Genomic DNA, 26,438 nt, shown 5'->3' with positions numbered 1-26,438 from the left:
ATCGTCTCGTCGGGCGCGGACCGGGCCGGGCTGGTGGTCGCCGTACGCCGCCGACGCGGACCGGACGCGGCCGGGCCGACACACGCGCCGAGTGGCGTGGTGGGTCAGCGGACGGGGTTGCGGACGCCGTCGGCAAGCTCGGCGCTGAGGGTACGCAGGGCGGTCAGCCCGTCCGCCAGATCCGCGGTGTCGAGCAGACAGCGGATCAGGGCGCTGCCCACGATGACACCGTCGGCGTACCCGGCGACGGCGGCGGCCTGGGCGCCGGTGCCGACCCCGAGGCCGACCCCGACCGGCAGGTCGGTGACCTCACGGACCCGGGAGACCAGCACCGGCGCGGCCTGCGACGTCTGCGCCCGGGCTCCGGTCACCCCCATGATGGCGGTGGCGTAGACGAAGCCCCGGCAGTGCGCGGTGGTCATCCGTACCCGGGCGTCGGTCGACGACGGCGAGACCAGGAACGTGCGGTCCAGGCCGTACGCGTCCGAGGCGGCCAGCCACTCGCCGGCCTCCTCGGGGATGAGGTCGGGAGTGATCAGACCGGTGCCACCGGCGGCGGCCAGGTCGCGGGCGAAGGCGTCGACGCCGTACTGCTCGATGGGGTTCCAGTAGGTCATGGTGACCACCGGGGCGCCGGTGGCCGCGACCGCCTCGATGATGCGCAAGGTGTCCGAGGTGCGGACGCCACCGGCGAGAGCGATGTCGCTGGCCTTCTGGATCACCGGGCCGTCCATCACCGGGTCGGAGTAGGGAATCTCCACCTCGATGACGTCCACACCCGACTCCACCATCGCGGTCATCGCGGCGATGCTGCCCTCGACGGTCGGGAAGCCGGCCGGCATGCAGCCGACCAGCAGGCCCCGCCCGTCGGCGCGGGCCTTGTCGAAGGCCACCCCGATCCGGCTCACGCTCGTCACTCCTTGTCGAGGATGTCGAAGTACTCGCCGGCGGTGTGCACGTCCTTGTCGCCCCGCCCGGAGAGGTTGACCACGATGACCGGCTCCCGGCCCAGCTCGGCGGCGAGCTGCGGGGCGATCTTCAGGGCACCGGCGAGCGCGTGCGAACTCTCGATCGCCGGGATGATCCCCTCGGTGCGGCAGAGCAGCTCGAACGCGGCCATCGCCTCGGCGTCGGTCACCGGCAGGTAACGGGCCCGGCCGCTGTCGTGCAGCCAGGCGTGCTCGGGGCCGACACCCGGGTAGTCCAGGCCGGCGGAGATCGAGTGCGACTCGATCGTCTGGCCGTCTTCGTTCTGGAGCACGTACGTGCGGGTGCCGTGCAACACCCCCGAGCTGCCGCCGGTGATGCTGGCCGCGTGCCGGCCGGTCTCCATCCCCTCGCCGCCGGCCTCGAAGCCGTAGAGCCGCACGCCCGTGTCGGGAACGAAGGCGTGGAAGATGCCCAGCGCGTTGGAGCCACCGCCGACGCAGGCCGCGACCGCGTCCGGCAGCGCGCCGGTCAGGTCGAGACACTGCTGGCGGGCCTCGACGCCGATCCCCCGGACGAAGTCGCGGACCATCTCCGGGAACGGGTGCGGGCCGGCGGCGGTGCCGATCAGGTAGTGGGTGTCGTCGACGTTGGCGACCCAGTCGCGCATCGCCTCGTTCATCGCGTCCTTGAGGGTCCGCGATCCGGTGGTCACCGGGATCACCGTGGCGCCCAGCATCCGCATCCGGGCCACGTTGAGCGCCTGCCGCCGGGTGTCGACCTCGCCCATGTAGACGACGCATTCGAGGTCGAACAGGGCGGCGGCGGTGGCGGTGGCCACCCCGTGCTGCCCGGCGCCGGTCTCGGCGATCACCCGCTTCTTGCCCATCCGCCTGGTGAGCAGCGCCTGGCCCAGCACGTTGCGCACCTTGTGCGCCCCGGTGTGGTTGAGGTCCTCCCGCTTGAGCAGGACCCGCGCGCCGGCCTTCGCCGAAAATCGCCGCGCGGAGTAGAGCAGCGACGGGCCGCCCGCGTAGTCGCGCAGCAGGGCGTCGAACTCGGCGAGGAAGTCCTCGTCGGCCATCGCCTTGCGGTACGCCGCGTCCAGCTCGTCCAGCGCCGCGACCAGCGCCTCCGGCACGAACCGGCCGCCGTACCGACCGAAGTGACCGGCGGCGTCGGGAACCTGCCCGGGCGGGGTCGAGGTGTCGGTGCTCATCGCGGTGTCCTCTCGGTGCGGGGGGAACTGCGGATGGCTCAGCGCACCGGGCGCGGCGTGGCCGGGTGGTTCCCGGCGTTGACCAGCTCGGCGACCGCCTCCCGGGGGCTCTTCTGGGTGACCAGGCCCTCCCCGACGAGGACGGCGTCGGCGCCGGCCGAGGCGTACCGGATCAAGTCGTGCGGGCCCCGCACCCCCGACTCGGCGATCTTGACCACGTTGCTGGGCAGGCCGGGCGCGATCCGTTCGAAGACGGCCCGGTCGACCTCCAAGGTACGCAGATCCCGGGCGTTGACCCCGATCACCTGCGCGCCGGCCTCCAGTGCCCGGTCGGCCTCCTCCTCGGTGTGCACCTCGACCAGTGCGCACATGCCGAGCGACTCGATCCGCTCCAGCAGCCCGACCAGCGCGTTCTGCTCCAACGCCGCGACGATCAGCAGCACCAGGTCGGCACCGTGCGCCCGGGCCTCGTGCACCTGGTAGCTGGAGACGACGAAGTCCTTGCGCAGCACCGGCACCTGCACGGCGGCCCGGACGGCGGCGAGGTCGTCGAGCGAGCCGCCGAACCAGCGCCCCTCGGTCAGCACGCTGATCGCGCGGGCGCCGCCGGCGGCGTACTGGCCGGCGAGGTCGGCCGGGTCGGCGATCTCGGCCAGCCGGCCCTTGGACGGCGAGGAGCGCTTGACCTCGGCGATCACCGCCACGCCGGGCTTGCGCAGGGCGGCGTACGCGTCCAGCGGCGGCGGTGCCGCGGCGGCCAGCTCACGGATCCGCTCCAGCGGAACCTGCGCCTGTCGCCGCGCCACGTCCTCGCGGACGCCGGTCAGGATCTCGTCGAGCACGCTTCCGGACGTTGCCCGGCCGGGCTCGTCCCCTTCCGCGTGCGCATGGTCTGCAGTCACCAACGGACTCCCCTCTCCGGGTGTCATGGGCCGATGCTAGGTGGCGTCACCTGGCCGCACGTGCCGGGGGTATGGCGCTCCTCACGAAATGGGCTGTGGCATGATGACCGACTTCCGGTGAACACGATGTCACGCAGCGCCACCGGGACGATCGACGCAGGTCATCCGGTGAGCCTGCCTGCCGCCGTTCAAGCCATCGATTGAAGCCCATGGACCATGACAGCACACTGGTGCGGGGTCCCGCAGCACGGCGACGGCAGTCGATGGTGTGACCAAGCTCAAGGACGAACGGACCTACCGGGGACGGCCGTGCCGTTGGACAGTTGATCTGCCCGTCACCACGGCGAAACGTGTACCGGGCAGCCTGGATTCGGGCAGACTCGTGAGGCGGGCCTGCCGACCGTCGGACTTCTCGTGCGGAGTGACCATGAGCACTACGGGACCGAATTCCACCCTCGGCTTCACGACCATCTCCCGGACCGTCGCCTCCCTCGCTGTCGGGGTGGTGCACACCCTCGAACGCGCGGTCGTCGGTGACGGCCGGGTGCGCACCGCCCGGGGCAACGCCTGGGAGGCGGTCTGCGCCGACCGGGCCCGCGCCGACCAGCGCGCCGAACTCGACCGGCTCGTCGCCGAACTGGCCGCCGCCCGTGCCGCGGCCCGGGAGCGCCACGAGCTGCGGCAGCCGGTCAGCTGACCGTCGGGTCCTCACCCCGGTCGAGCGCGTCCCACGTCTCCCGGGTGCTGCGCTGTGCGGCCGGCCGCCCGTCGGGCGTCGGCTCGGGGTGGGTCCGGCGCTCGTAGCGGGCACCCATCGCGGGCCAGCGGTCGCCGCGCCACGCGGCCAACCCGCCGCCGGCCGCCGCGAGCAGCCCGCCGAGCAGGCACAGCGCCGGCCACTGCCGGCTGACCTCGCCGACGAAGCCGGCGGTCAGCCCGTAGCCGCCGCCGGCCGCCACGGCCAGGCCGAGCAGGGCCAGCAGTACGCCGAGCAGCCGCCGAACCCGCCCCCGGGTGGCCAGCACCGCACCGCCGCCGGCCAGCTCGACCAGGGCCAGCGCGGACAGCCAGGGCAGCAGCTGTGCGCCGGAACGGTCCTGTCGGATCGGCGGCAGGCCGCCCCGGGCGGTCACCTCCACCGCCCAGGGGCGGGTCGCCGCCCAGACGGCCAGACCCGCGCCGGCCAGGCAGAGCAGCACCGCGTACGCCAACTCACGCCGTCCCCGGACGGTCGGCGCGCCGCCGCTCGGCGCGGGTGTCGCGGCGTCTCCGGTTGCGCTCACCGGGCCGGCCGCAGGGTCTCGGCGGCGGCGATGGCGGCGAGCACCGCGGCGGCCTTGTTCCGGGTCTCCTGCTCCTCCGCGGCCGGGTCGGAGTCGGCCACCACACCGGCCCCGGCCTGCACGTACGCCCGACCGTCGCGGATCAGCGCGGTGCGGATGGCGATCGCCATGTCGAGGTCGCCACCGAAGCCGAAGTAGCCGACGGTGCCACCGTAGATGCCACGCCGGACCGGCTCCAGTTCCTCGATGATCTCCATGGCGCGGACCTTCGGGGCACCGGACAGGGTGCCGGCGGGGAAGGTGGCGGCGAGGGCGTCGAAGGCGGTGCGATCCTCGCGCAGCGTGCCCACCACCGTGGAGACGATGTGCATGACGTGGCTGTACCGCTCGATGGTGGCGAACTCCGGCACCTGCACCGTCCCCGGCCGGCAGACCCGTCCCAGGTCGTTGCGGCCCAGGTCGACCAGCATCACGTGCTCGGCGCGTTCCTTCGGGTCGGCCAGCAGCTCGACGGCGAGCTGGGCGTCGGCGTCCGGGGTGGCGCCCCGGGGCCGGGTGCCGGCGATCGGGTGCAGCAGGGCCTGCCGCTCACCGTCCGGGCCGGCGCTGACCTTGAGGTGCGCCTCCGGCGAGGAGCCGACGATGTCGAAGCCGTCGAAGCGCAGCAGGTACATGTAGGGGCTGGGGTTGGTGGTGCGCAGCACCCGGTAGACCTCCAACGGGTCGGCGTGGGTGTCCCGCTCGAACCGCTGGGCCAACACGATCTGGAAGCACTCCCCGGCCCGGATCGCCTCCTTGGCCTCCTCGACCGCCTTGAGGTAGCCCCCGTCGGGAGTCCGGCTGACCACCGCGTCCGTCGCCGGGCGGTCGACCGTGGAGATCATCGGTGGTATCGGTCGGGACAGTGCGGTGGTCATCGCGTCCAACCGCCCCACCGCGTGGTGGTACGCCGCCACGACCTGCGCGTCCCGGTCGGGGGCGTCGGCCGGGGGCAGCACCGCGTTGGCGACCAGGATCGCCGAGCCGTCGTAGTGGTCCAGCACCACCAGGTCGGTGGCGAGCATCATGCCCAGCTCCGGCAGGCCGAGGTCGTCCTCGGTCAACTCGGGCAGCCGTTCGAAGCGCCGGACGAGGTCGTAGCCGAGGTAGCCGACCATGCCGCCGGTCAGCGGCGGCAGGCCCGCGGCCGGATCCTGGGCCGGGCCGGCGAGTGCCGCGACGGTCTCCCGCAGCACGGCCACCGGGTTGCCGGAGGCTGGCACGCCGGCCGGCGGGTGGCCCGTCCAGACGGCGACCCCGTCCCGCTCGACCAGGGTGGCGCTGCTGCGCACCCCGATGAAGGAGTAGCGGGACCAGGCCGTGCCGGCCGACCCGACGCCCTGTTCGGCCGACTCCAGCAGGAACGTGCCGGGGCCGCCGGCGAGTTTGCGGTAGACACCGACCGGGGTCTCCGCGTCGGCCAGCAGCCGTCGGGTGACCGGCACCACCCGCCAGCGGGTGGCCAGCTCGGCGAAGGCGCCCGGGTCGGGGTGGATCGTGCCGTCGGTCATGAGGAGGCTCCTTCGGCGCTGACCGGCAGTTCGGTGAAGAAGCAGGTGCGGTTGCCGGTGTGGCAGGCCGCTCCGACCTGGTCGACGCTGACCAGCAGCGCGTCGCCGTCGCAGTCCAGGGCGACCGAGCGGACGTACTGGTGGTGGCCGGAGGTGGCCCCCTTGACCCAGTATTCCTGTCGGCTGCGCGACCAGTAGGTGGCCCGGCCGGTGGTCAGCGTGCGGTGCAGCGCCTCGTCGTCCATCCAGGCGACCATCAGCACCTCGCCGGTGTCGTGCTGGCGCACCACCGCGGCCACCAGGCCGTCGGGGGTGCGGCGCAGCCGGGCGGCGACGGCCGGGTCGAGGCGGGAGGGGCGAGCTGCGCCGGCGGGGACTCCGCCGGTCACGGGAGACTCGGGTACAGGCACAGTCCGCCATTCTCCCGCACGCGGTGTGGGCAGCTGCGGGCCGTCCCCGACCTGACGGGCCGCCCGGCCGAGCTGGGCGACGTAGCGGTCCAGCCGGCCGTCGGCGAGCGCGGCGGCCAGGTCGGCACCGGCGACCTCGGCGATCCGGCCGGCGTACGGGCGGATCAGCGGGACGACCCCCGCGACCAGGCGGGCGGCGGCGGTGGCGAGCCGGCCGGTGGCGCCGGGATGCAGCCCGAGGCAGAGCAGCATGTCGTCGCGGTAGCCGGGTGGGGCGACCGGCAGGGTGAGGGCGGCGGCGAAGGCGGCACGGCGGGAGACCACCCGGACCCCGGGGTTGGCCAGCCGCAGCACCGAGGGGCAGAGCCGGGCCAGGTCGGCGGCGGCCAGCCGGACCCCGAGCGGGTCCGCGGCGGCCCGGGCGGAGGCCACCTTGCCGAGGGTGGCGACCAGTTCCTCCAGCCGGGGCTGGTCGGCGGGCTGGCAGAGCACCGGCAGGTCGATCCGGGACCGCCAGTCGTCCTCGGCCCAGAGCAGTCGGACGGGCGTGGCGACCGGCAGGCCGAACGCCCAGTCGGCCGGCTCACCGAGCCGGTCGACCCAGGAGCGGACGTCCCGGGCGGAGACCGAGACGTGCACGAGCCGCCCGTCCAACTCGGCGAGGTACGCCTGCCGGGCGGCGTACGGCGCGGCGGTGTGACCCGCCGCGCCGGGCCGGTGCGGGGCGGTGCAATCGTCGACGAGCACGTCGAGGTCGACGTCGCTGTGCGCGGTGGCGGCGCGGCGGGCATGGCTGCCCCGGAGCAGGATGCCGACCACGGGTCGCTCGGCGGTGGCACGGAGCCGGTTCGTCCAATGGGCGAGGAAGGAGCTTTCCGACGGCCCGTGATCCACTTCGCCATCCTGCCGCACGGCGAAACACACCGCAATGCCCGTTGACGGACACCCTGTCCGACTCCGAAGGCTAGTGCCCGACCGTTCGCATTCCTGCCTCCGGGTACCTTTCGCCGGCGATAGCCTCGGCGGGCACCGCTGCGCGCAACCGGGCCTGCTGCTCGTCGGTGAGCCGCAGGTCGGCCGCCGCCACGTTCTCCTCCAGCCAACGCACCCGCTTGGTGCCCGGGATGGGCAGGACGTCCTCACCCTGGGCCAGCAGCCAGGCCAGTGCCGCCTGGGCGGGGGTGCAGCCGATTTCCCCGGCCACCTCGCGGACCGCCGCCACGAGCCGGAGGTTGGCCTCGATGTTGCCCTCGGCGAACCTCGGGACACCGGCTCGCCAGTCGTCGGCGGCGAGTTGGTCCCGGCCGGTGATCGCGCCGGTGAGCAGCCCTCGCCCGACCGGCGAGTACGCCACCAGGGCCACCCCCAGTTCCCGGCAGGTGTCCAGCATCTCCCCCTCCACCTCCCGGGTGAACAGGGAGTACTCCATCTGCACCGCCGCGATCGGGTGCACGGCGTGCGCGGCACGCAGGGTGGCCGGGCTGATCTCCGACAGGCCGAGCAGCCGCACCTTGCCGGCCCGGACGAGGTCGGCCATGGCGTCCACCGTCTCCTCGATCGGCGTGGCCGGGTCGCGCCGGTGCAGGTAGTACAGGTCGATGCGGTCCACCCCGAGCCGGTCCAGCGAGGCGTCGCACGCCTCACGGGCCCAGGCGGCACTGCTGTCGACGTACGCGCCGGGGGCGGAGGTGCCGCCGGAGCCGTCGCCGCGGAAACGGTTGCCGAACTTGGTGGCCAGGAAGACCTCGTCACGGCGAGCCTGCACGACCGGGGCGAGCAGCCGCTCGTTTGCCCCCGCGCCGTACATGTCAGCGGTATCGAGGTGGTCGACGCCCAGATCGAGGGCGCGGTGCAGGGTACGGGTCGACTCGGCGTCGTCGCGGCCGGCATAGCCGAAGCTCATGCCCATGCAGCCCAGCCCGATGGCGGAAACCTCGGGCCCACCGGCCCCCATCCGTCGGCGGATCATCGCCCCTCCTCGGCCCTGCGGTAATTGTCGATCTTGAAGTCCAGCACCTTGAGGTCCTCCTCCAGTTCGGCCATCCGGGCCAGTACCCGGTCCCGGTGCGCCTCGAACAGCGCCCGTCGCGCACCCAACGTCCGGTCCCCCAGCCGGGCCAGCTCGGCGTACCGGCGCATGTCGCGCACCGGCATCCCGGTCCGGCGTAGCCGGGTGAGCAGGACCAGCCAGCGCAGGTCCGCGTCGCCGTACCGACGACGGCCGGCGGAGTCCCGGCCCACCGGGGCGACCAGGCCCTCCTGCTCGTACCAGCGCAACGTGTAGGTGGTCAGGCCAACCCGGGCCGCCGCCTCACTGACGGACAGCCCTCGTTCCCGTGCAGCGATGTCCACGGCTGCCAAGGCTTCCAGTTCGAGTGCCCTCGAAGTCAACCCGTTGCGGGCGTCCAGTGAATTCATCTAGTGTTGAGTTCAACGGATGATGAATTTATCTGGAGGTGAACGGTGCAGGACGCGATCGCGATCCGCGACCTGGTCGTCGACCGAGGCCGACGACGGGTGCTGCACGGCATCAGCTGCGCGGTGCCGCGCGGCTCGGTGACCGGGCTGCTCGGTCCCAGCGGCAGCGGCAAGACGACCCTGCTGCGCGCGGTGGTCGGGGTGCAGGTCATCGGCGGTGGGAGCGTGACAGTGCTGGGCCAGCCGGCCGGCGCGACACCGCTGCGGCACCAGGTCGGCTACCTGACCCAGGCACCGAGCGTGTACGGCGATCTGACCGTGCGGGAGAACGCCCGCTACTTCGCGGCCCTGCACGGCCGGCGGGCAGCCGACGCCGACCAGGCCGTGGCCGACGTCGGGTTGGGCACGGCGGCCCACCAGCTCGTCAACACCCTCTCCGGCGGGCAACGCAGCCGTGCCTCACTGGCGTGCGTCCTGGTCGGCGAGCCGGAGGTGATCGTCCTCGACGAGCCGACCGTCGGGCAGGATCCGGTCCTGCGCGCCGAGCTGTGGGCCCGGTTCCACGCGCTGGCCGCCGCCGGCACGACCCTGCTGGTCTCCAGCCACGTGATGGACGAGGCAGCCCGCTGCGACCGGTTGCTGCTGATCCGGCAGGGCCGGCTGGTCGCCGACGACACCCCGGACGCGGTCCGCGCCCGCACCGGCGTCGACGACCTGGAGGAGGCGTTCCTGCGGTTGATCCGCGCGAACGAGGCCCGGGAAGGGCAGGCACCCCCGCCGCGGGTGGAGGAGGCACCGTGAGCGCGAGGAGTGAGCCGATCCTGCGAGCCCCGCAGCCGCGAACCGAAGGAGGCACCGTGAGCGCGAGGAGTGAGCCGATCCTGCGAGCCCCGCAGCCGCGAACCGAAGGAGGCACCGTGAACCCGAGGATCCTGACCGCCACCACCGGGCGCATCCTGCGCCAACTGCGCCACGACCGGCGCACCGTGGCGCTGCTCGTGGTGGTGCCGACCGCGCTGCTGACCCTGGTCTACTTCATGTACGTCGACCAACCGACCCCGCCCGGGCAGCCGTCGTTCTTCGACCGGGTGGCCCTGGTGATGCTCGGCTTCTTCCCGTTCGTCATCATGTTCCTGGTGACCAGCATCGCGATGCTCCGCGAACGCACCAGCGGGACACTGGAGCGCCTGCTCACCACCCCGTTGGGCAAGCTCGACCTGCTCTTCGGCTACGGCATCGCCTTCGGCCTGGCCGGCGCGGCGCAGGCGGCGATCGCCTCGGCCGCGGCGTACTGGCTGTTCGGTCTGGACACCGCGGGCAACGCCTGGCTGGTGGTCCTGATCGCCGCGGTGAACGCGGTGCTGGCGGTCGCGCTCGGTCTGCTGTGCAGCGCCTTCGCCCGTACCGAGTTCCAGGCGGTGCAGTTCATGCCGGTGGTGGTACTGCCGCAGATGCTGCTCTGCGGGCTGTTCGTGCCGCGTGGGGAGATGGCCGGCTGGCTCCAGGCGGTCAGCGACGCGCTGCCCCTGTCGTACGCGGTCGAGGCGCTGCAGGAGGTCGGCGCGCACGCCGAACCGACCGGCACGATGTGGCGGGACGTGGCGATCGTGGCCGGCACCGCCGTGGTGGCCCTGGTGCTGGCGGCGGCGACCCTGCGGCGGCGCAGCGGATGAGTCCGCGACGTTCGGGCCGGCGCCCCGGCAACCCGGACACCCGGGAGGTGATCCTCGCGGCGGCCCGCACGGCCTTCGCCGAGCGCGGATTCGACGCGGCCTCCATCCGGGTGATCGCGGCGGCCGCGGGCGTCGACCCGGCGTTGGTGCACCACTACTTCGGCACCAAGGAGCAGCTCTTCCGGGCCACCATCGACATCTCGGTGGACCCGGCGGAGCTGCTGCCCGCCGTGCTGTCCGGTGACCGGGACACGGTGGGTGAACGGCTGGTGCGGATGTTCCTCACGGTGTGGGACTCGCCGGCCGGCGCGGCAGCGGTGGCCCTGCTCCGTTCGGCGGTCGCCAACGAGTGGACCGCCCGGCTGCTGCGCGAGTTCCTGGTCACCCAGGTGCTGCGCCGGGTGCTCGACCAGCTCTCGATCGACCCGGCCGAGCTGCCGCTGCGCGGTTCGCTGGTGGCCTCCCAGATGATCGGACTGGCCATGATGCGCTACGTCGTCCGGTTGGAGCCGGTCGCCTCCGCCGCCCCGGAGGCACTGGTCGCGGCGGTGGGCCCCACGGTGCAGCGCTATCTCACCGGCGAGCTGCCGGATCCGCCGGGCGGCCGTCGCGCCTGAGGGCCGGCGGCGTTGTGGCGACCGTCTACCGTGACGACGCCGCGGCCGGCGCGGACAACGGGTACGCAGGCGGGAGGCCAGATGGGAAGCAGCAGGTTCGCCGTGGTGGGCATGACGCTCGTCGTGCTGGTGGGCGGCACGGCGTGCGGCAGCGAGGGCGACGCCGGGCGGGAGTACGCCGACAAGCTGACCCGGGCTGGCTTCACCTCGGTGGCGGTGTCCCCGGAGGTGAAGAAGTCCCTGCGGAAGAACCGTGAGCGCCGCAGCACCGTCGCCTACACCTTCGCGTGGCGGGTCAACACCGACACCGACCCGGCGACCTGCGAGGTCGTCCTGCGGCATCCGGCGTACAACGACCGGTCGCTGCGTGGTGACCACTGGCAGATCGAGGAGGTCGACGACCGGGACGTCGACGGCTGGGGCGGCGACAGTCCGGATCCGGCGACGGTCGAGCGGTTGCTGCGCGAGCACCACTACGACTGCTGACCCGCACATCAGGCATGGACGATCGGCACGCCGCCCTCCACGAGCCGCCGCAGGGTGTCGTCCTCCGGCGGTGCGTCGCTGATGATGCCCGCGACGGCGGTCAGCGGAAGGACCGCGAAGCGCGACGCCGCGCCGATCTTTTCCGCGCTCGCCAGCACGTAGGTGTCGGCCGCCCGCTGGGCGAGTGCTCGTTTCATCGCGGCCTCGTCAGCGTCACCGGTGGTCAGGCCGGCATCGGGGTGGACCCCGGTGACGCCGAGCAGGAACAGGTCCGCGTTGACCGCCTGCGCGGCCTCCACCGCGGCGGCGCCGCAGGCGACCACCGAGTGCTTGAAGAGCCGACCACCGAGCAGGTACACCTCGACATTCGGGTGCTCGGCGAGCGCGGCACCCACGGTGGGACTGTGGGTGACCACGGTGGCCCGCAGCGCGGCGGGCAGGATACGGGCGACCGCGAGGGCGGTGGTGCCGCCGTCGACGATGACCGTTGTGCCGGGCTGGATCAGCGCGGCGGCGGCGGCGGCGACCCGCCCCTTGGAGTCCACCCCAACCTGGCGGCGGGTCGGGTAGTCGGCCACCGCCGGGGAGGCTGGTAACGCGCCGCCGTACACCCGTTGACACAGCCCCATCGCGGCCAGGTCGCGCAGGTCGCGGCGGATTGTGTCCTCCGAGATGCCGAGTTCGGTCGCGATGTCCTTGGCGACGACCCGCCGGTCCCGGCGCAGCCGGTCCAGCAGGAGGTCACGACGTTGCGCAGCCAGCATGCACGTTCCTTCACAATCTTCTTTGTTTCTGCACGATCTCCCGATAATCTCATGTTCATGACCACAGCGAAACCCCTGATGATCCTCATTGCCGGCCCGTACCGGTCGGGCACCAACGACCACCCCGATCTGCTCGCGGCGAACCTACGCCGGCTGGAGGAGGCGGCCTGGCCGATCTTCCAGGCCGGGCACGTCCCGATGATCGGCGAGTGGGTCGCCCTTCCGGTGCTGCGGGGCGCGGGTGCCGACGGCGTCGGTGACCCGCTGGCGCAGGACGTGCTCTACCCCACCGCGCAGCGGCTGCTGCAACACTGCGACGCGGTACTGCGGCTACCCGGAGCGTCGACCGGCGCCGATCAGGATGTGGCCATCGCGCGGGAGCGCGGACTGCCGGTGTACTACGACGTCGCCGACGTGCCGGGTGTCGCGGCATGAGTGGCGTGCGCACCGGGACCGCGCTGGTCGAGCCAGTCACACCGTCGAGGCCGACCGGCGTGCCGGGCATCGACGTACCCGACGCCCGCGGTCGCACCGGCCTGGACCAGGCCGGGCGCCACCTCACCGGAAACCCCGGCGTCGTCATCCGTGACGTCCAGCTGCTCGCCAGCGGCTGGTACGTGCTGCGACGCACCACGTTCGACTACCGGCATACCGACGGCACCTGGAGCCGGCAACAACGCGAGACCTACGACCGGGGCAACGGCGCGACCATCCTGCTGTACGACGTCGATCGCGGCACGGTGCTGATCACCCGCCAGTTCCGCTACCCGGTGTACGTCAACGGCCACCCCGACGGGATGATGCTGGAGACGGCGGCCGGGCTCCTCGACGACGACGCCCCCGACGCGGCGATCCGCCGGGAGGCAGCCGAGGAGTTGGGCGTCACGGTCGGCGAGCTGGAGCACGTGTTCGATGTCTACACCAGCCCCGGCTCGGTGACCGAACGGCTGCACTGCTACGCCGCCGCGTACACGCCCGCGACGCGTACCGGGGCCGGCGGCGGGGTGGCCGACGAGGGTGAGGACATCATCGTGGTCGAGCTGCCGTTCGCGGAGGCGCTCGACATGACGCACGACGGACGCATCACCGATGCGAAGACCATCATGCTGCTGCAATGGGCAGCACTGCGCGGTCCGTTCCGCGCCGGACAGTCACTGTATCGACAGGCGGCGTGTTGAGGTGGCCTGAAACTGGTCATCGACGATGGCTGCGCCGATGCGGGCGAGTCTGGCCAGCGAGTCGCGGGAGGTTGGCCGGTCACGGCGGCGACTCTACGGCCGCGCCGAGCCCAGCCGAACGCATCGGTGACCTCCGGCTCGCCACCGCAGGCACTGCCTGCGGCATCAGGGGGCGGCCGCCCGAGGGTTCCGGCGCGCCGGCGCTTCAGACTTCTCGAACCCACGAGAAACGAGCATCGGGTGCAGCAACCGGGACAGCTCCGCCACGTCCGCCACCGGCCGGGGGAAGGCCAGCCGGGCCCGCCGGCGGTCGCCCGGGCCGCCGTACGCCACCACCAGGCCGTGTCGGTCCAGGCGCACCACGCGCGGCTCGCCGCCGGTCAGGTCGAGCCGCCGGCGCAGGTATCCGGCCACCTCGGGGCCGTGGTGGTCGGCGAGGTCGGCCAGCAGCGCGGCCTCGACCGGGTGCAGCGGGTCCGGTGCGGCGGCGGCGTACTCCGCCGGGTCGATGCGGTGCACGCCGGCGCTCTCCAGCCGGGCCTCGACCACCTCGAAGCGGTGCAGCCGGAACCGGGTGCCGACGTCGAACAGGTCGCCGGTGGGGTCGACGGCGGCGAAGTCCGCCGCGGCGGCGCGGGCCTCGGCACCGGTCACCGGCGCCGCCCAGCCGGACACCCAGGCCCGGCCGAGCGACGGCGCGCCCGCGGCCGGGGGCAGGTCCAGCACGTCCAGCACCACGGCCACGTCGTCGCCCGGGTGGGGGGCCAGTTCGGCGGCGAGGTCGCTGACCACCGGCACGAGCATCAGTACCCGGCCGTCGGGGTCCGTGGCGTGCCGGACGTGGAACGGCCCGGGGCGGTGGGCGAGGTGCACCAGGCCGGGAAGCCGGCCCGCGGCCAGGGTGCGAACGATCTCTGCGGGGCTCGGTCCCATCGGACACCTCCAACATAGGTTAGGCTTACCTAACTCGCACCCTAGAGCACCCGAGCGGAGACGTCCACCGTGAACCACCCCCGACCCAAGGCCCGGCTCTCCCGGGCCCTCGGCATCCCGCTGACCCGCAAGTGCGTCCGCTACGTCGAGCGCCGCCCCTACCCGCCGGGCGTACACGGCCGTGCCCGCCGCCGCACCTCCGACTACCAGGTGCGGCTGTTGGAGAAGCAGCGGCTGCGGCACCAGTACAACGTCAGCGAGGTCCAGCTCCGCCGGGCCTTCGACGAGGCCGCGCGGGCCGCCGGCAAGACCGGCGAGACCCTCGTCGTGCTCCTGGAACGCCGGCTCGACGCCGTCGTGCACCGGGCCGGGCTGGCCCGCAGCGTCTACCAGGCCCGACAGCTCGTCGCCCACGGACACTTCACCGTCGACGGACGGAAGGTCGACCGCCCCTCGTACCGGCTGCGGCCGGGCCAGGTGGTGGCCGTCCGGCAACGCAGCCGCGAGCGGCTGCCGTTCCAGCTCGCCGCCGCCGGGGCCAACGCCACCGACGGGCCCGGGCAGCCGTACCTGTCGGTCGACCTGGCCGGTTTGCGGGTCACCCTGCTGCGGGAGCCGACCCGGCACGAGGTGCCGGTGATCTGCGACGAGCAACTCGTGGTCGAGTACTACTCGCGGTGAGCGCCGCCGCCCGCCCGGCCGGTGGATCGCCCGGACGCGGCCGGGTGCCGGGCGGTCGGGCTAGCGGGTCTGCTCCAGCCAGGAGGCGTAGAGCAGGCCGTAGATCGACTCCGGGTCGCGGACCAGCTCGTCGTGCGGCCCGCGCTGCACGACCCGGCCCCGGTCCACCACGATCACCTCGTCGGCGGCCTGGGCGGTGGAGAGCCGGTGCGCGATGGCCAGCGTCGTCCGGCCCCGGGTGACGGCGTCGAGGGTGCGTTGCAGGCGTACCTCGGTGGCCGGGTCCACCGCGCTGGTCGCCTCGTCCAGCACCAGCAGGTCCGGGTCGGCCACGTACGCCCGCGCCAGCGCGACCAGTTGCCGCTCCCCCACGCTCAGCGCCTCGCCCCGCTCCCCGACCGGGGTGTCCAGGCCCGACGGCAGTCCGTCGAGCCAGTCCACCAGCCCCAGCTCGGTGAAGGCGACGGTGAGCTCGTCGTCGGTGAGCTCCGGGCGGGCGAACCGTACGTTCTCCCCCACGGTGGCGTCGAAGAGGAAGCCGTCCTGCGGCACCATCACCACCCGGGAGCGCAGCGAGTCGAACCGCACCCGGTGCAGCGGCACGCCGGAGAGCAGCACCTCACCGGCGGTCGGATCCATCAGCCGGGTCAGCAGTTTGGCGAAGGTGGTCTTGCCGCTGCCGGTCTCACCGACCACCGCGACCCGGCTCTTGGCCGCGATGTCCAGGGTGACGTCGTGCAGCACCGGCGGCCCGCCCGGATAGGCGAAGGTCACCCCGGCGAAGCGGATGTCCAGCGGGCCGGGCGGCAGCTCCCGCCCCTGCGCGCCCGGGTCGGCCACGTCGGGGGCGACGTCGAGCACGTCGAGCACCCGCCGCCAGCCGGCGACCGCGTTCTGCGCCTCGTTGAGCACCTCCGTGGCGATCTGCACCGGCTGGATGAAGAGCGTGACCAGGAACAGGAAGGCGGTGAGCTGGCCGATGGACAGGGTGCGGTCGGCACCCAGGGTGACGCCGACGACCACCACGCCGGCCAGCGCCAGTCCAGCTGCCAGCTCCCCCACCGAACTGCCCATGATGCTGATCCGGATGGCCCGCTGCTGGGCCTTCTGCTGCCTCTCGATCGCGCTGTCCAGCCGCTGGGCGGTGCGCCCGGCGATGCCGTACGCCCGGATCACCGGTGCCCCGACGACGCTCTCGCCGATGGCGCCGAGCAGGGCGCCCGTCCGCTGCCGCACCAGCCCGTAGGCCGCGGCGAGGCGCTGCTGGAGAATCCGGATGAGCAGCACCGCCGGCGCGAACGCGCCGAGCACCACCAGGGTCAACTGCCAGGAGTACGCCAGCATCACCGCCGTGGTGACCACGAGCTGACCGAGGTTGACGAGCAGGATCACGCCGCCCCACTGGAGGAACTGGGTGATCTGGTCGACGTCGCTGGTGACCCGGGAGACCAGCGACCCGCGCCGCTCCGACTGCTGGTGCAGCATCGACAGGTCGTGCACGTGCCGGAACGCCCGGGTACGGACGTTGGCCAGGGCGGTCTCGCTGACCGTGAACAGCCGGCGCATCATCAGGTAGCCGCAGGCGGTGGTCACCACCAGCACGGCGGCGGTGACCGCGACCACCGTCCAGACCACGCCCAGGTCGAGCCCGCCGACGATGCCGTCGTCGATGCCGCGCTGCACCGCCACCGGCACCGCCACCCGCCCGACCATGTAGACCAGGGCCAGCACCAGCGTGCCGGCCAGCCCGGTCCGCAGCTCCGGGGAGAGCGCGAGACCCCGGCGCAGCGTCCGCCAGGTCGACTCGCTCTGCTGCACTGGTTCCGCCGCCGCGCTCACCGAACCACCTGACGTTCGCGACTGCGGGGCTCGCAACACCGGCTCACTCCTCGCGCTCACCGGTCCACCTGACGTTCGCGACTGCGGGGCTCGCAACACCGGCTCACTCCTCGCGCTCACCGGTCCACCTCGATTTCCAGTCCGGAGGTCAACGGGCTGACCTCGGCGTACCCGCGTTGCTGCTCACGTTCCTGCTCGGCCTGCTCGTACGCGGTGACCAGGTCGGCGTATCCGGGGACGGCGGCCAACAACTCGCTGTGCGTACCCCGGGCCCGCACCCGCCCCTGCTCCAGGTAGATCACCTCGTCGGCGAGCGCGATGGTGGCCCGGCGGTAGGCGACGACCAGGATCGACGCGGCGGCCCGGCCGTCGGTCGGGGCGCGCAACCCGGCCAGGATGGCCGCCTCCACCCGCGGGTCGACCGCGCTCGTCGCGTCGTCGAGCACCAGCAGCCGGGGCCGCCCAGCCAACGCCCGGGCCAGGGTGAGCCGTTGCCGCTGCCCGCCGGAGAGCGAGGTGCCCCGCTCGCCGACCATGGTGTCCAGCCCTTCGGGCAGCGCGGCGACGAAGCCGTCGGCCTCGGCCAGCCGCAGCGCCGCCCACACGTCGTCGTCGTCGATGCCGGGGCGGTCGAGGGAGATGTTGGCCCGGACCGTGTCGTCGAAGACGAACGGCACCTGGGCGACCAGGGCGACGTTCGAGGCGACGGCGTCGGCACGTAGCTCGCGCACGTCGACACCGTCCAGGGTGACCCGGCCGGCGCGCGGGTCGACCAGGCGTACCGCCAGCGCGGTAACGGTCGACTTGCCGGCTCCGGTCGGGCCGACCAGGGCGACGGTCTTCCCGGCCGGGACGCTGAAGGAGACCTCGCCGAGCACCTCGGCGCCGGGCAGGTGCGCCTCGGCCGGCTCGTAGCGGAAGTGCACGTCGTGGAAGGCGAGCGTGGCCGGCGTGGGATTCGCCGGGTCGAGGTGGCGGTCGCCGTACGGCATCTTGCCGGTGGCGTCCAGCACCCGGCGGACCCGGTCCCAGCCGGCGACGCTGCGCGGCAGCTCGGCCAGTACCCAGCCGATGGCGCGCACCGGGAAGGCCAGCACGGTGAAGAGGAAGGCGACGCTGACCAGCTCGGTGACGCTGATCGCGCCGGAGCGCAGCCGGAACGCCCCGACCACCAGCACGGCCAGGGTGCCGAGACCGGGCAGGGTCTCCAATATCGGGTCGAAGACGCCCCGCAGCCGGCCGACGGAGATCAGGGCGTCCCGCAGTTCCCCGACCCGGACGGCGAACCGGGCGGTCTCGTGGGCCTCCCGGCCCATCGTCTTGACCACCAGGGCGCCGTCGAAGCTCTCGTGGGCGATGCCGCTCACCTCGGCGCGCAGCCGCTGCGCGTGGGCCTGCCGGGGGGCCATCCGTCGGGAGTAGACCACGTTGAGCGCGAAGAGCGCCGGGAAGACGGTCAAGCCGACCAGCGCGAGCGCCCAGTCGGTGACGAAGAGCGAGACGATCGCGCCGACCAGCATCACCAGGGTGCCCACCGCGAAAGGCAGCGGAGCGATCGGATGCCAGATGGCCTCCACGTCGGAGTTGGCGTTGGACAGCAGCGTGCCGGTGGCGTTGCGCTGGTGCCAGGCCAGCGGCAGTTCGAGGTAGCGGCGGGTGACCCGGCGGCGGTAGGCGGCCTGGAGGCGGTACTGCATGTAGCCGGCACCGAGGCGACGGCCGACGATGCCCACCACCCGCAGCACGCTGATACCGAACAGCGCCGCCGCGCCCAGGGCCAGCGCGGCGACCGGGACGGACCCGCGGTCGATCGCCGGGACCACCACCTCGCCGACCACCGCGCCCACCACGTACGCGCTGGCGACTATCAGGAGGCTGAACAGCACACTTCCCGCCACCGCCACCGCGAAGATGCGTGGTTGTTCCCGGATCGCCCGACCGAGGACCGACAGGCCCCGAACGATGACGTCCCGACTCGTTCCGCTCGCCACGCTCTCCCCCGCCGTAAGCCGTCTTTGGATCCCTTCATCCTTACCGTTCGAAGCCAGCCCCGCCGACCGCAAGCGCTATGTCCGACATCACGTGTCGTGCCACAGCCCGGCCGACGGTCCGCCCCGCCGCGCCGGCGGCTGCCCGCGGGCCTACCATCTCTGTCATGCCGCGGTACGCCCGATCGGAGCGCGAGGCGCTCGCCGACCTCATGCTGGAGCGGGGCCCCGAGGCGCCGACGGTCAACGAGGGGTGGACGACCCGGGACCTCGCCGCGCACCTGGTGCTGCGCGAACGCAGGTTGGACGCCGCCGGCGGCATCCTGCTGCCGCCGTTGCGCGGGTACGCCGAGCGGGTACGCCTGCGGATCGCCGCCCGTCCCTGGGCGGAACTGGTCGGGCAGGTCCGCCGGCCGCCGCTGTGGAGCCCGCTGAGCAACCCGGTCACCGACGAGCTGGCGAACACCCTGGAGTTCTTCATCCACCACGAGGACGTCCGCCGGGCGCAGTCGGGATGGCAGCCGCGCGATCTGCCCAGCGGCCTGCAGACCCAGCTGTGGCAGCGGGTCTCGCTGGTGGCCCGCGCGGCGCTGCGCCGGTTCCCGGCGGACCTGCTGGTGCAGGCGCCCGGGCACGGGGAGGTCGGCGTGGGCCGGGGCGGCGACCGGCTGCGTCTGGTGGGCAGCCCCGGCGAACTGGCGTTGTTCCTCTCCGGGCGGCAGCGGGTGGCCCGGGTCCAGGTCGACGGCCCGCCGGCCGGCGTCGAGCGACTCCGCACCGCCCGGCTCGGCCTCTGATTCCCAGGCCGGCCCGCCGGGAGTCCCGCTCGCCCCGGCGGGGCGGCCCCGCCCGTCGGGGGCCGGGGCGGGGAGCCCAGCCACCGCGATGTGCACAATCGGTCATTGTCAATGCGCTGGCCGTCCGTACACACTGGATTCTCGCCGTCGCATTTCCCGTACCCTTCTGCGCACCAGCCCGGACCGGTCGGTGCGGACAGGGGGCCACCATGCGCAGCACCGCCGTGTCGGCACTGCACGAGCCGCCCTTCGCCACGGCCCGACATCCGGGCACCGACGAGGTGGCGGCGCAGAGCCTGCACTGGGCCGGACGCCTCGAACTGGTCGACTGCGGGGCCCGGCAGCGCCGGCTGGGGCGGGCCGCCGCGGCGGAGTTGGCCGGCCGGACCTGCCCGGCCGCCCCGCTCGACCGACTCCGGCTGCTCACCGACCTGATCACCTGGCTGTTCGTGATGGACGACGCCTGCGACGAGGACGGCCTCGGAGCGGAGGCGATCCGGCTGGCTCCGACCGTCGCCGCCCTGCTGGACGTGCTCGACCGGCTCGGCGCGCCGGACGGGCAGGCACCGGGGGACGCCGGCCCACTCGGGCTGGCGCTGGCCGACATCTGTCGGCGGGTCCGGGACCAGCACCGGCCGGCTTTGCTGCTGCGACTGATCAGCCAACTGCGGGAATACCTGCTCTCCCTGCTCTGGGAGGCGGCGAACCGGGAACGCCGGCGGGTGCCGGGGCTGGCGGAGTACGTGCAGATGCGGCGGCACACCGGTGGCGCCCGGCCGAGCCTGACCCTGACCGACCTGGCGTACGACGGGCAGCCGACGGCGCGGCGGCGCAGCGCCCCGGAGGTGCTCGCCCTGGACGACCTCGCCGCCGACCTGGTCTGCTGGTGCAACGACCTGTTCTCGCACCACAAGGAGCGGCAGGCGGAGTCCGACGCGCAGAATCTGGTCACCGTGATCGCGGCGCAGGCCGGGCTGGACGCGGACAGCGCCTTCCGGGTCGCGGCGGACCGGTTCAACCAGGGGTTGGCCCGGTACCTGGCCCGGGACAGCGTGCTGGCCGCCGATCCGGCGCTGGCGTCCTTCCTCGCCGCCCGGCGAGCCTGGATCCGGGCGACGTACGACTGGTCGCTGCGGGCGGACCGATATGCATGATCTTCATTTGCCCCGTCCGTGGCTCAGCCGCCTCTCAGGTTTGAGGGCTAGCCGACCCGCCGGTGCAGGCAATACTCTTCGGTAACCGCAAAGCGACGTGACCCCCGTCACGTCTGACACCCCTTGAAGGCGGCTACAGCGATGGCTCTCGATGTACCGTACCGTTCCATCCCCGACATGTTCCTCAAGCGCGTGGCCGCGACACCCGATCGCCACGCTTTCGGTCACCCCAACGCGGACGACTCCGGTGCGGTGTGGCTCACCTGGGAACAGGTCGGACAGCGGGCCACGGCGGTCGCCGCCGGCCTGCACGGGCTGGGCGTCGGCCTGGAAGATCCGGTGGCGATCCTGGCCAACACCCGGCTGGACTGGGTGATCGCCGACTTCGGCATCATGTGCGCCGGCGGCGCCACCACCACGGTGTACCCGACCACCGAACCGGAGGACGCGGTGTACATCATCGCCGACTCCAAGTCCCGGGTGCTGTTCGCCGAGAATCCCGCCCAGGCCGCCAAGGTCGCGGGCGCGCACCTGCCGGCACTGACCCACGTGGTCCTGTTCGACGGAGTGCCCGACCCGGCCGCCGCGGTACCCCAGCTCACCCTGGCCGAGCTGGAACAGCAGGGCCGGCAGGTCCTCGCGGCGGACCGGGGTTTGATCGAGCGGCTGGTCGCCCCGATCGGACCGGACAACCTCGCCACCCTGATCTACACCTCCGGCACCACCGGCCGCCCCAAGGGCGTCGAGCTGCTGCACGGCGGCTGGTGCTGGGAGGGTGTGGCGCAGTCCGATATCGGGCTGCTGCGCCAGGACGACCTCCAGTACCTCTGGCTGCCGCTGTCCCACTCGTTCGGCAAGACGCTGCTGTGCGGGGCGACCCACGTCGGCCTGCCCACCTACGTCGACGGCCGGGTGGAGAAGCTGGTCGACCTGCTGGGCATCATCCGCCCGACGCTGATGTGCGGGGCGCCGCGGGTCTTCGAGAAGGTCTACAACAAGGCGGTCACCACGGCCCGGGACGCCGGTGGCGCCAAGGCCAAGATCTTCGCCTGGGCGGTGGCGGTCGGTAAGGAGAAGGTCGCCCTGGAGCAGGCCGGCAGGCCGCTCCCGACCGGGCTGAGACTGAAGTACGCGCTGGCCGAGAAGCTGGTGTTCAGCAAGCTCCAGGCTCGCCTCGGCGGCCGGATCCGGGTGCTGGTCTCCGGCGCCGCGCCGCTGAGCCCGGAGATCGCCACCTTCTTCGCCGCCGCCAACCTGCCCATCTGCGAGGGGTACGGCCTCACCGAGACCAGTGCCGGCGCCTTCGTCGCCCGGCCGCACGCCAACCGGATCGGCACCGTCGGCCAGGCGCTGGGCGACCTGGAGTGCCGGCTCGACACCGACGGGGAGATCCTGCTGCGGGGCGGGCCGGTGATGCGCGGGTACCACAACCTGCCCGCGGAGACGGCCGCCGTGTTCACCGAGGACGGCTTCTTCCGTACCGGGGACATCGGCAGCCTGGACGACGAGGGCTACCTGCGCATCACCGACCGGAAGAAGGACCTGGTCAAGACCTCTGGCGGCAAGTACGTCGCGCCGTCGCACATCGAGGGCATGTTCAAGGCGATCTGCCCGTACACCTCGCAGGCGGTCGTCATCGGGCAGGCCCGCAACTACTGCACCATGCTGGTCACGCTGGACCCGGACGCGATCAAGGGTTGGGCGGCCGGCGGCCCGCTGGAGGGCCGGGACTACGCCGAGATCGTCGCCTCGCCGCAGGCGCGGGCCATGGTCGAGGAGTACGTCGCGCAGCTCAACGCCCGGCTCAACCGGTGGGAGACGATCAAGAAGGTCACCATCCTGCCGCGCGACCTGACCATCGAGCACGGTGAGATCACCCCATCGTTGAAGATCAAGCGGCGGGGCGTGGAGAGCAACTTCGCCGCCGAGATCGACAAGATGTACGAGGGTGCCCTGGCCGAGATCTGACCGAGCAGGGGGTGGCCGGGCCGACGGCTCGGGCACGGCCACCCCCGTCCACCGGCACTCCGCGGCGGCCGGCTCACCCCTACCGGCCGCGCCAGCGGGTGCCTTCGACCTCGTGCTCCTCCTGCCGGACCGCGCGGCGCAACTCGCCGTCGGTCAGGGTCTGCGTGACGACGGTGGCCACGCAGACCACCGCCAGGACCGCCAGCGCCACCAACTCCGGCAGCCTCACCCCGACCGGCGCGAGCACGGCGAGCAGCAGTACGGCCGCCAGCGGCGGCCACCGCAGCACGCGCAACGCCCGCAGCCCGCAGGCGACCAGGCTGAGCAGGTACAGCCCCACCCCGCCCCAGAGCACCATGATCCAGAACCAGCCCAGCGGCGGCCCCCAGGCGGGCTCCCCCGGCGACGCCGCCTCAGCCAGTAGGTCCTCCAGGCCGAGGGCGAGGAGGATGATGCCCGCGATCATCGGCAGGTGCAGGTAGGTGTACGCGTCCCGGGCCAGCCGCCGCCGGGCGGTCGGTTCGCGGGCCCGGTGCAGGGCCTGCTCGACCGCCAGCGCCAGGGTGTCGAAGTACGCCCACCACAGCGCCGAGGCCACCGCCACGCCCAGCAGCGCGGCGACCACCACCGGCCAGCTCAGTGGCAGCTCGGTGACGAACTTCGGGCCGATGCCCAGCGCGATGATCGACTCGCCGAGCGCCACCAGCACGATCAGCGCGTGCCGGTCCGCCCAGTGCCCGGTGGAGACCACCGTCCAGTACGCCCGGCCGAGCGTGACACCCCCGACGTACTCGACGGACAGGGCGGCCAGCCAGAGACACAGGCGCAACCTGTCCTCAGCGACGCCGTCGGCGATCCGCGGCGGCACCGTCGCGGCGACGACCAGCAGTCCGGTGGCGACCACCGGCAGCACGGCCACCAGCGCCCAGCGGCGCAGCGGCGTCCGGTCGGCGCGGTGCAGCCAGCCGAAGACCACCAGCTGCGTGGCGCGGACCAGGAAGTAGCAACCGGCGAAGAAGATCGGGCCGTCGATGCCGCCTGGTCCGTCGCGGAAGGCCCCGGGCATGCTCAGTGCGAGCAGGAAGGTGACGGCGGCGGTGACGAAGCCGACCACCGGCAGGACACCCTGGTCGACACGGACCGCGTTGCCGAGCGCGGCGAAGCCGGTCCAACACCACCAGAGCAACGCCAGCACCAGCAGGGCACCGAACAGGTCGGGCACGGTCGCCAGGCTCGACGTCAGATCGGTGACGGTGAGGAAGGCGAAGACGAAGATCAGGTCGTAGAAGAGCTCCACCCGGCTGGTGCGGGAACCGGGTGGGGCCGGCCGCATCCCGCCCGTCCCCCACCAGCGTCCACCCGCCACACCAGCAGTCTGGCAGCGGTGCCGCCAGCCGGGCCGTCGATCGCCCGCGGACCCGTCGGACGTGGTGGCGGCGAGCACCCGGCCGGCACCGATTGAGGGGCGTTGGCCTCAGGCGATGACCGTGGCCTCCCGCCACTGCCGGCGGGCGGAACGGTCCAGGTCGTAGCGGACCGCCGCGAGCCGACCCACCGCCTCCTCCAGATCCGCGGCGGGCAGGGTGAAGGGCAGCCGCAGGAACCGCTCCAGGGTGCCGTCCAGACCGAACCGGGGGCCGGGCGCCAGCCGTACGCCGACGTCCTCGGCGGAGCGGGCGAGCGCGCTGGAGATCGGGCCGTCCAGCTCGGCCCAGAGGGTGACGCCGCCGGACGGCGAGGTGACCCGCCAGTCGGGCAGCCGTGCGGCGAGCGCGGCGAGCAGGGCGTCGCGCTGGGCGGCGAGCTGGGCCCGGCGGGCTTCGACGATGGCCGGGGCGTCGGCGAGCAGGTGCACCGCCACGAGCTGGTCGAGCACCGGGCTGGCCATGTCGACGCCGACCCGGGCGGCGGCGAGCCGCTGGACCTGCGGCGCGGAGGCACGTACCCACCCGATCCGCAGCCCGCCCCAGTAGGGCTTGCTCATCCCGCCGATGCTGATCACCCGACTGTGCCGGTCGTACGCGGCGACCGGCGGAGGCATCGGGGTGGCGTCCAGCGGCAGGTCCACGAAGGACTCGTCGACCACCAGGTCGGTGCCGGCTGCGTGCGCCGCGGCGACCGCCTTCTCCCGCAGCTCGGCCGGCATCAGGTGACCGGTCGGGTTCTGAAAGTCGGGGATCAGGTAGGCCAGCTTGGGACGGATCTGCCGGAGGCTGCCCAGCAGCAGGTCCGGGTCCCAGCCGACGCCGTCGGTGGACAGGCCGTGGGTGCTGACCCGGGCGCGGCGCGCGGCCAGTGCGGCCAGCGCGTTGGGATAGGTGGGGGACTCGACCAGCACGCTGCCGCCGGGGGCCAGCGCCAGCCGCAGCACGAGGTCCAGCGCGTGCTGGGTGCCGCTGGTGACCATGATCTGCTCGGCACTGGTGGGCAGCCCACGGTCCGTGTACGACCGGGCCACCGCGTCGCGCAGCTCGATGATCCCGGTCGGGTGGTAGCCGGCACCGCCCAGGTAGCGCGGCAGGTCCTCGGTGGCGGCCCGGGCTGCCGGGACGAGCTGGGGCGGGGCGGCCAGCGCGGCCACGCCGAGGTCGATCATGTCGCGGTCGTCGAGCGGGGTCCACAGGCCGGTGCTGGCGACCCGGTGGGTGCCGGGCAGCATCGTCCAGCTTCCCGCGCCGCGTCGGCTGGCGAGGTGGCCGGTCTCGCGGAGCTGCCGGTAGGCGGCGGTGACGGTGGTCCGGCTGACCCGCAGCGCCTCGGCGAGTTCCCGCTCGGCGGGCAGGCGTACCCCCAGCGCGAGCCGGCCGTCGGCGAGCAGGCCACGGACGGCGGCCGCGAGGGCGGCGTAGTCCGGACTGCGGCGACGGCCCGGCAGGGCGTGCCACTGCCCCAACAGTCGGGCCAATTGGGCTCCGCGCACCTGGCTTGTCATGGCCACCTTCCCGGAATTGGTTCTACTGTCCGCGATATTGGCCGTTAGGTTGGCATGCATGGCGCTGATTGGCAATCTCCGACACCGACCGGCACGGCGGCTGGCCCAGCTCTACGCCGGCCTGATCCTCTACGGCGTCAGCATGGCGTTGATGATCCGCTCCGGGCTCGGGTTGAATCCGTGGGACGTCTTCCACCAGGGGCTGTCCCGGCAGACCGGGATCTCGGTGGGCACGGCGAGCATCCTGGTCGGCGCGGCGGTGCTGCTGCTGTGGATCCCCCTGCGCCAGCGGCCGGGCCTCGGCACGCTCAGCAACGTGGTGGTGATCGGGCTGGCCGTCGACGCGGCCGTGGCGCTCATTCCGGGCGACCTTCCGCTGCCGGCCCGGGCCGTACTGCTGGTCACCGGCATCGTCGCCAACGGCGCCGCCACCGGCCTGTACCTCGGTGCCGACCTCGGCCCCGGCCCCCGCGACGGACTGATGACCGGGCTGGTCGCGCGGCGTCCCGGCTGGTCGGTGCGGCTGGTCCGCACCGCCATCGAGGTGGTCGTGCTGATCTCGGGCGTCCTGCTCGGCGGCACGGTGGGCATCGGCACGCTGGCGTACGCGCTGGCGATCGGCCCGCTGAGCCAGTTGTTCATCCCCGTCTTCGCCCTCCGTCACCGACCCGCTCCGGAGACGAACCCCGTGCCCGTGTCCTGAGCTGCGCGGACGTGCC

Annotated in this window: 26 protein-coding genes and 1 pseudogene; 12 read left to right on the top strand and 15 right to left on the bottom strand. The window is 73.2% G+C overall.

The window, feature by feature from the left end:
- Positions 1-104 precede the first annotated feature (104 nt).
- From trpA to trpC, 3 genes are read right to left on the bottom strand one after another with little or no spacing between them, the layout of a single operon-like run.
- Positions 105-908: a tryptophan synthase subunit alpha gene (trpA, locus tag E1182_RS00860; protein WP_132260661.1), complete on the bottom strand. Its 804-nt coding sequence runs from the start codon at positions 906-908 to the stop codon at positions 105-107.
- A gap of 5 nt (positions 909-913) precedes the next feature.
- Positions 914-2,146, bottom strand: a complete 1,233-nt coding sequence (gene trpB / locus E1182_RS00855; protein WP_132260660.1) for a tryptophan synthase subunit beta — start codon at positions 2,144-2,146, stop codon at positions 914-916.
- A 38-nt stretch (positions 2,147-2,184) separates the two neighbouring features.
- Positions 2,185-2,988 carry an indole-3-glycerol phosphate synthase TrpC gene (gene trpC / locus E1182_RS00850; RefSeq protein ID WP_207913957.1) on the bottom strand — a complete coding sequence of 268 codons (804 nt, stop codon included), beginning with the start codon at positions 2,986-2,988 and terminating at the stop codon, positions 2,185-2,187.
- 487 nt (positions 2,989-3,475) lie between these two features.
- Here trpC and E1182_RS00845 point away from each other — a divergent pair, with 487 nt between their 5' ends.
- A complete protein-coding gene (locus tag E1182_RS00845; RefSeq protein ID WP_132260658.1) occupies positions 3,476-3,745 on the top strand; it encodes a hypothetical protein in 270 nt (89 codons plus the stop codon).
- Here the strand turns inward: E1182_RS00845 and E1182_RS00840 are convergent.
- The 6 genes and pseudogenes from E1182_RS00840 to E1182_RS00820 all read right to left on the bottom strand — a co-directional run bounded on the left by E1182_RS00840 (position 3,738) and on the right by E1182_RS00820 (position 8,643).
- Positions 3,738-4,331 carry a Trp biosynthesis-associated membrane protein gene (locus E1182_RS00840; RefSeq protein WP_132260657.1) on the bottom strand — a complete coding sequence of 198 codons (594 nt, stop codon included), beginning with the start codon at positions 4,329-4,331 and terminating at the stop codon, positions 3,738-3,740. The genes E1182_RS00845 and E1182_RS00840 overlap by 8 nt on opposite strands.
- Positions 4,328-5,881, bottom strand: coding sequence for an anthranilate synthase component I (locus tag E1182_RS00835; RefSeq protein WP_132260656.1), 1,554 nt, complete (start codon positions 5,879-5,881; stop codon positions 4,328-4,330). Before E1182_RS00835 ends, E1182_RS00840 begins: the two co-directional genes overlap by 4 nt.
- Positions 5,878-6,291 (bottom strand): phosphoribosyl-AMP cyclohydrolase, encoded by a 414-nt coding sequence (gene hisI, locus E1182_RS31865; RefSeq protein WP_132260686.1) that lies wholly within the window; start codon positions 6,289-6,291, stop codon positions 5,878-5,880. Before hisI ends, E1182_RS00835 begins: the two co-directional genes overlap by 4 nt.
- Positions 6,292-6,459: 168 nt before the next feature.
- A pseudogene (locus E1182_RS31860) lies at positions 6,460-6,783 on the bottom strand (phosphoribosyl-AMP cyclohydrolase); the annotation flags it as partial.
- A gap of 472 nt (positions 6,784-7,255) precedes the next feature.
- Positions 7,256-8,260 carry an aldo/keto reductase gene (locus tag E1182_RS00825; RefSeq protein WP_132260655.1) on the bottom strand — a complete coding sequence of 335 codons (1,005 nt, stop codon included), beginning with the start codon at positions 8,258-8,260 and terminating at the stop codon, positions 7,256-7,258.
- Complete coding sequence (locus E1182_RS00820) at positions 8,257-8,643, bottom strand: MerR family transcriptional regulator (RefSeq protein WP_132260654.1); 387 nt, start codon at positions 8,641-8,643, stop codon at positions 8,257-8,259. The genes E1182_RS00825 and E1182_RS00820 overlap by 4 nt, the downstream gene beginning before the upstream one ends.
- A gap of 111 nt (positions 8,644-8,754) precedes the next feature.
- Between E1182_RS00820 and E1182_RS00815 the strand changes: the two genes are divergently transcribed.
- From E1182_RS00815 to E1182_RS00800, 4 genes are all read left to right on the top strand, one after another.
- Positions 8,755-9,510, top strand: a complete 756-nt coding sequence (locus E1182_RS00815) for an ABC transporter ATP-binding protein (protein WP_132260653.1) — start codon at positions 8,755-8,757, stop codon at positions 9,508-9,510.
- A gap of 116 nt (positions 9,511-9,626) precedes the next feature.
- Complete coding sequence (locus E1182_RS00810; RefSeq protein ID WP_132260652.1) at positions 9,627-10,382, top strand: ABC transporter permease; 756 nt, start codon at positions 9,627-9,629, stop codon at positions 10,380-10,382.
- A complete protein-coding gene (locus E1182_RS00805; protein ID WP_132260651.1) occupies positions 10,379-10,999 on the top strand; it encodes a TetR family transcriptional regulator in 621 nt (206 codons plus the stop codon). Before E1182_RS00810 ends, E1182_RS00805 begins: the two co-directional genes overlap by 4 nt.
- An 81-nt stretch (positions 11,000-11,080) precedes the next feature.
- Positions 11,081-11,485 (top strand): hypothetical protein, encoded by a 405-nt coding sequence (locus tag E1182_RS00800; RefSeq protein ID WP_132260650.1) that lies wholly within the window; start codon positions 11,081-11,083, stop codon positions 11,483-11,485.
- A gap of 8 nt (positions 11,486-11,493) precedes the next feature.
- Here E1182_RS00800 and E1182_RS00795 read toward each other — a convergent pair whose 3' ends face one another.
- Complete coding sequence (locus tag E1182_RS00795) at positions 11,494-12,249, bottom strand: DeoR/GlpR family DNA-binding transcription regulator (protein WP_132260649.1); 756 nt, start codon at positions 12,247-12,249, stop codon at positions 11,494-11,496.
- A gap of 57 nt (positions 12,250-12,306) precedes the next feature.
- Here E1182_RS00795 and E1182_RS00790 point away from each other — a divergent pair, with 57 nt between their 5' ends.
- Both E1182_RS00790 and E1182_RS00785 read left to right on the top strand, forming a co-directional pair.
- Positions 12,307-12,684: a DUF4406 domain-containing protein gene (locus E1182_RS00790; RefSeq protein WP_243705947.1), complete on the top strand. Its 378-nt coding sequence runs from the start codon at positions 12,307-12,309 to the stop codon at positions 12,682-12,684.
- The gene (locus E1182_RS00785) at positions 12,681-13,427 is read left to right on the top strand and encodes an NUDIX domain-containing protein (protein ID WP_243705946.1); all 747 of its coding nucleotides are present in this window, start codon (positions 12,681-12,683) and stop codon (positions 13,425-13,427) included. Before E1182_RS00790 ends, E1182_RS00785 begins: the two co-directional genes overlap by 4 nt.
- A 165-nt stretch (positions 13,428-13,592) precedes the next feature.
- Here the strand turns inward: E1182_RS00785 and E1182_RS00780 are convergent, their stop codons facing one another.
- Positions 13,593-14,360 (bottom strand): DUF2470 domain-containing protein, encoded by a 768-nt coding sequence (locus tag E1182_RS00780; protein WP_132260648.1) that lies wholly within the window; start codon positions 14,358-14,360, stop codon positions 13,593-13,595.
- A gap of 69 nt (positions 14,361-14,429) precedes the next feature.
- Here E1182_RS00780 and rpsD point away from each other — a divergent pair, with 69 nt between their 5' ends.
- The gene (gene rpsD / locus E1182_RS00775; RefSeq protein WP_132260647.1) at positions 14,430-15,041 is read left to right on the top strand and encodes a 30S ribosomal protein S4; all 612 of its coding nucleotides are present in this window, start codon (positions 14,430-14,432) and stop codon (positions 15,039-15,041) included.
- A gap of 60 nt (positions 15,042-15,101) precedes the next feature.
- Here the strand turns inward: rpsD and E1182_RS00770 are convergent, their stop codons facing one another.
- Positions 15,102-16,880 carry an ABC transporter ATP-binding protein gene (locus tag E1182_RS00770; RefSeq protein ID WP_132260646.1) on the bottom strand — a complete coding sequence of 593 codons (1,779 nt, stop codon included), beginning with the start codon at positions 16,878-16,880 and terminating at the stop codon, positions 15,102-15,104.
- A 116-nt stretch (positions 16,881-16,996) separates the two neighbouring features.
- Positions 16,997-18,871: an ABC transporter ATP-binding protein gene (locus E1182_RS00765; RefSeq protein WP_132260645.1), complete on the bottom strand. Its 1,875-nt coding sequence runs from the start codon at positions 18,869-18,871 to the stop codon at positions 16,997-16,999.
- A gap of 164 nt (positions 18,872-19,035) precedes the next feature.
- Here E1182_RS00765 and E1182_RS00760 point away from each other — a divergent pair, with 164 nt between their 5' ends.
- The 3 genes from E1182_RS00760 (at position 19,036) to E1182_RS00750 (ending at position 22,787) form a co-directional block, all read left to right on the top strand.
- Entirely contained in the window at positions 19,036-19,665 is a 630-nt protein-coding gene (locus tag E1182_RS00760) for a TIGR03085 family metal-binding protein (protein WP_132260644.1), read from the top strand.
- 209 nt (positions 19,666-19,874) lie between these two features.
- Complete coding sequence (locus E1182_RS00755; protein WP_132260643.1) at positions 19,875-20,819, top strand: terpene synthase family protein; 945 nt, start codon at positions 19,875-19,877, stop codon at positions 20,817-20,819.
- A 141-nt stretch (positions 20,820-20,960) separates the two neighbouring features.
- Positions 20,961-22,787 (top strand): long-chain fatty acid--CoA ligase, encoded by a 1,827-nt coding sequence (locus tag E1182_RS00750; RefSeq protein ID WP_132260642.1) that lies wholly within the window; start codon positions 20,961-20,963, stop codon positions 22,785-22,787.
- 79 nt (positions 22,788-22,866) lie between these two features.
- Here E1182_RS00750 and E1182_RS00745 read toward each other — a convergent pair whose 3' ends face one another.
- Positions 22,867-24,120: a low temperature requirement protein A gene (locus E1182_RS00745; RefSeq protein WP_132260683.1), complete on the bottom strand. Its 1,254-nt coding sequence runs from the start codon at positions 24,118-24,120 to the stop codon at positions 22,867-22,869.
- Between the two features lie 141 nt (positions 24,121-24,261).
- On the bottom strand, positions 24,262-25,719 hold the full coding sequence (locus tag E1182_RS00740; protein ID WP_132260641.1) for a PLP-dependent aminotransferase family protein: 1,458 nt from the start codon (positions 25,717-25,719) through the stop codon (positions 24,262-24,264).
- Between the two features lie 58 nt (positions 25,720-25,777).
- Here E1182_RS00740 and E1182_RS00735 point away from each other — a divergent pair, with 58 nt between their 5' ends.
- Positions 25,778-26,422: a YitT family protein gene (locus E1182_RS00735; protein WP_132260640.1), complete on the top strand. Its 645-nt coding sequence runs from the start codon at positions 25,778-25,780 to the stop codon at positions 26,420-26,422.
- Positions 26,423-26,438: the final 16 nt, after the last annotated feature.

The organism is Micromonospora sp. KC721 (assembly GCF_004348355.1).
In the GTDB taxonomy this organism is placed as follows: Bacteria; Actinomycetota; Actinomycetes; order Mycobacteriales; family Micromonosporaceae; genus Micromonospora.
Note: the sequence above shows the minus strand (reverse complement) of the source record. Positions and strands in the feature narration are given on the sequence as shown.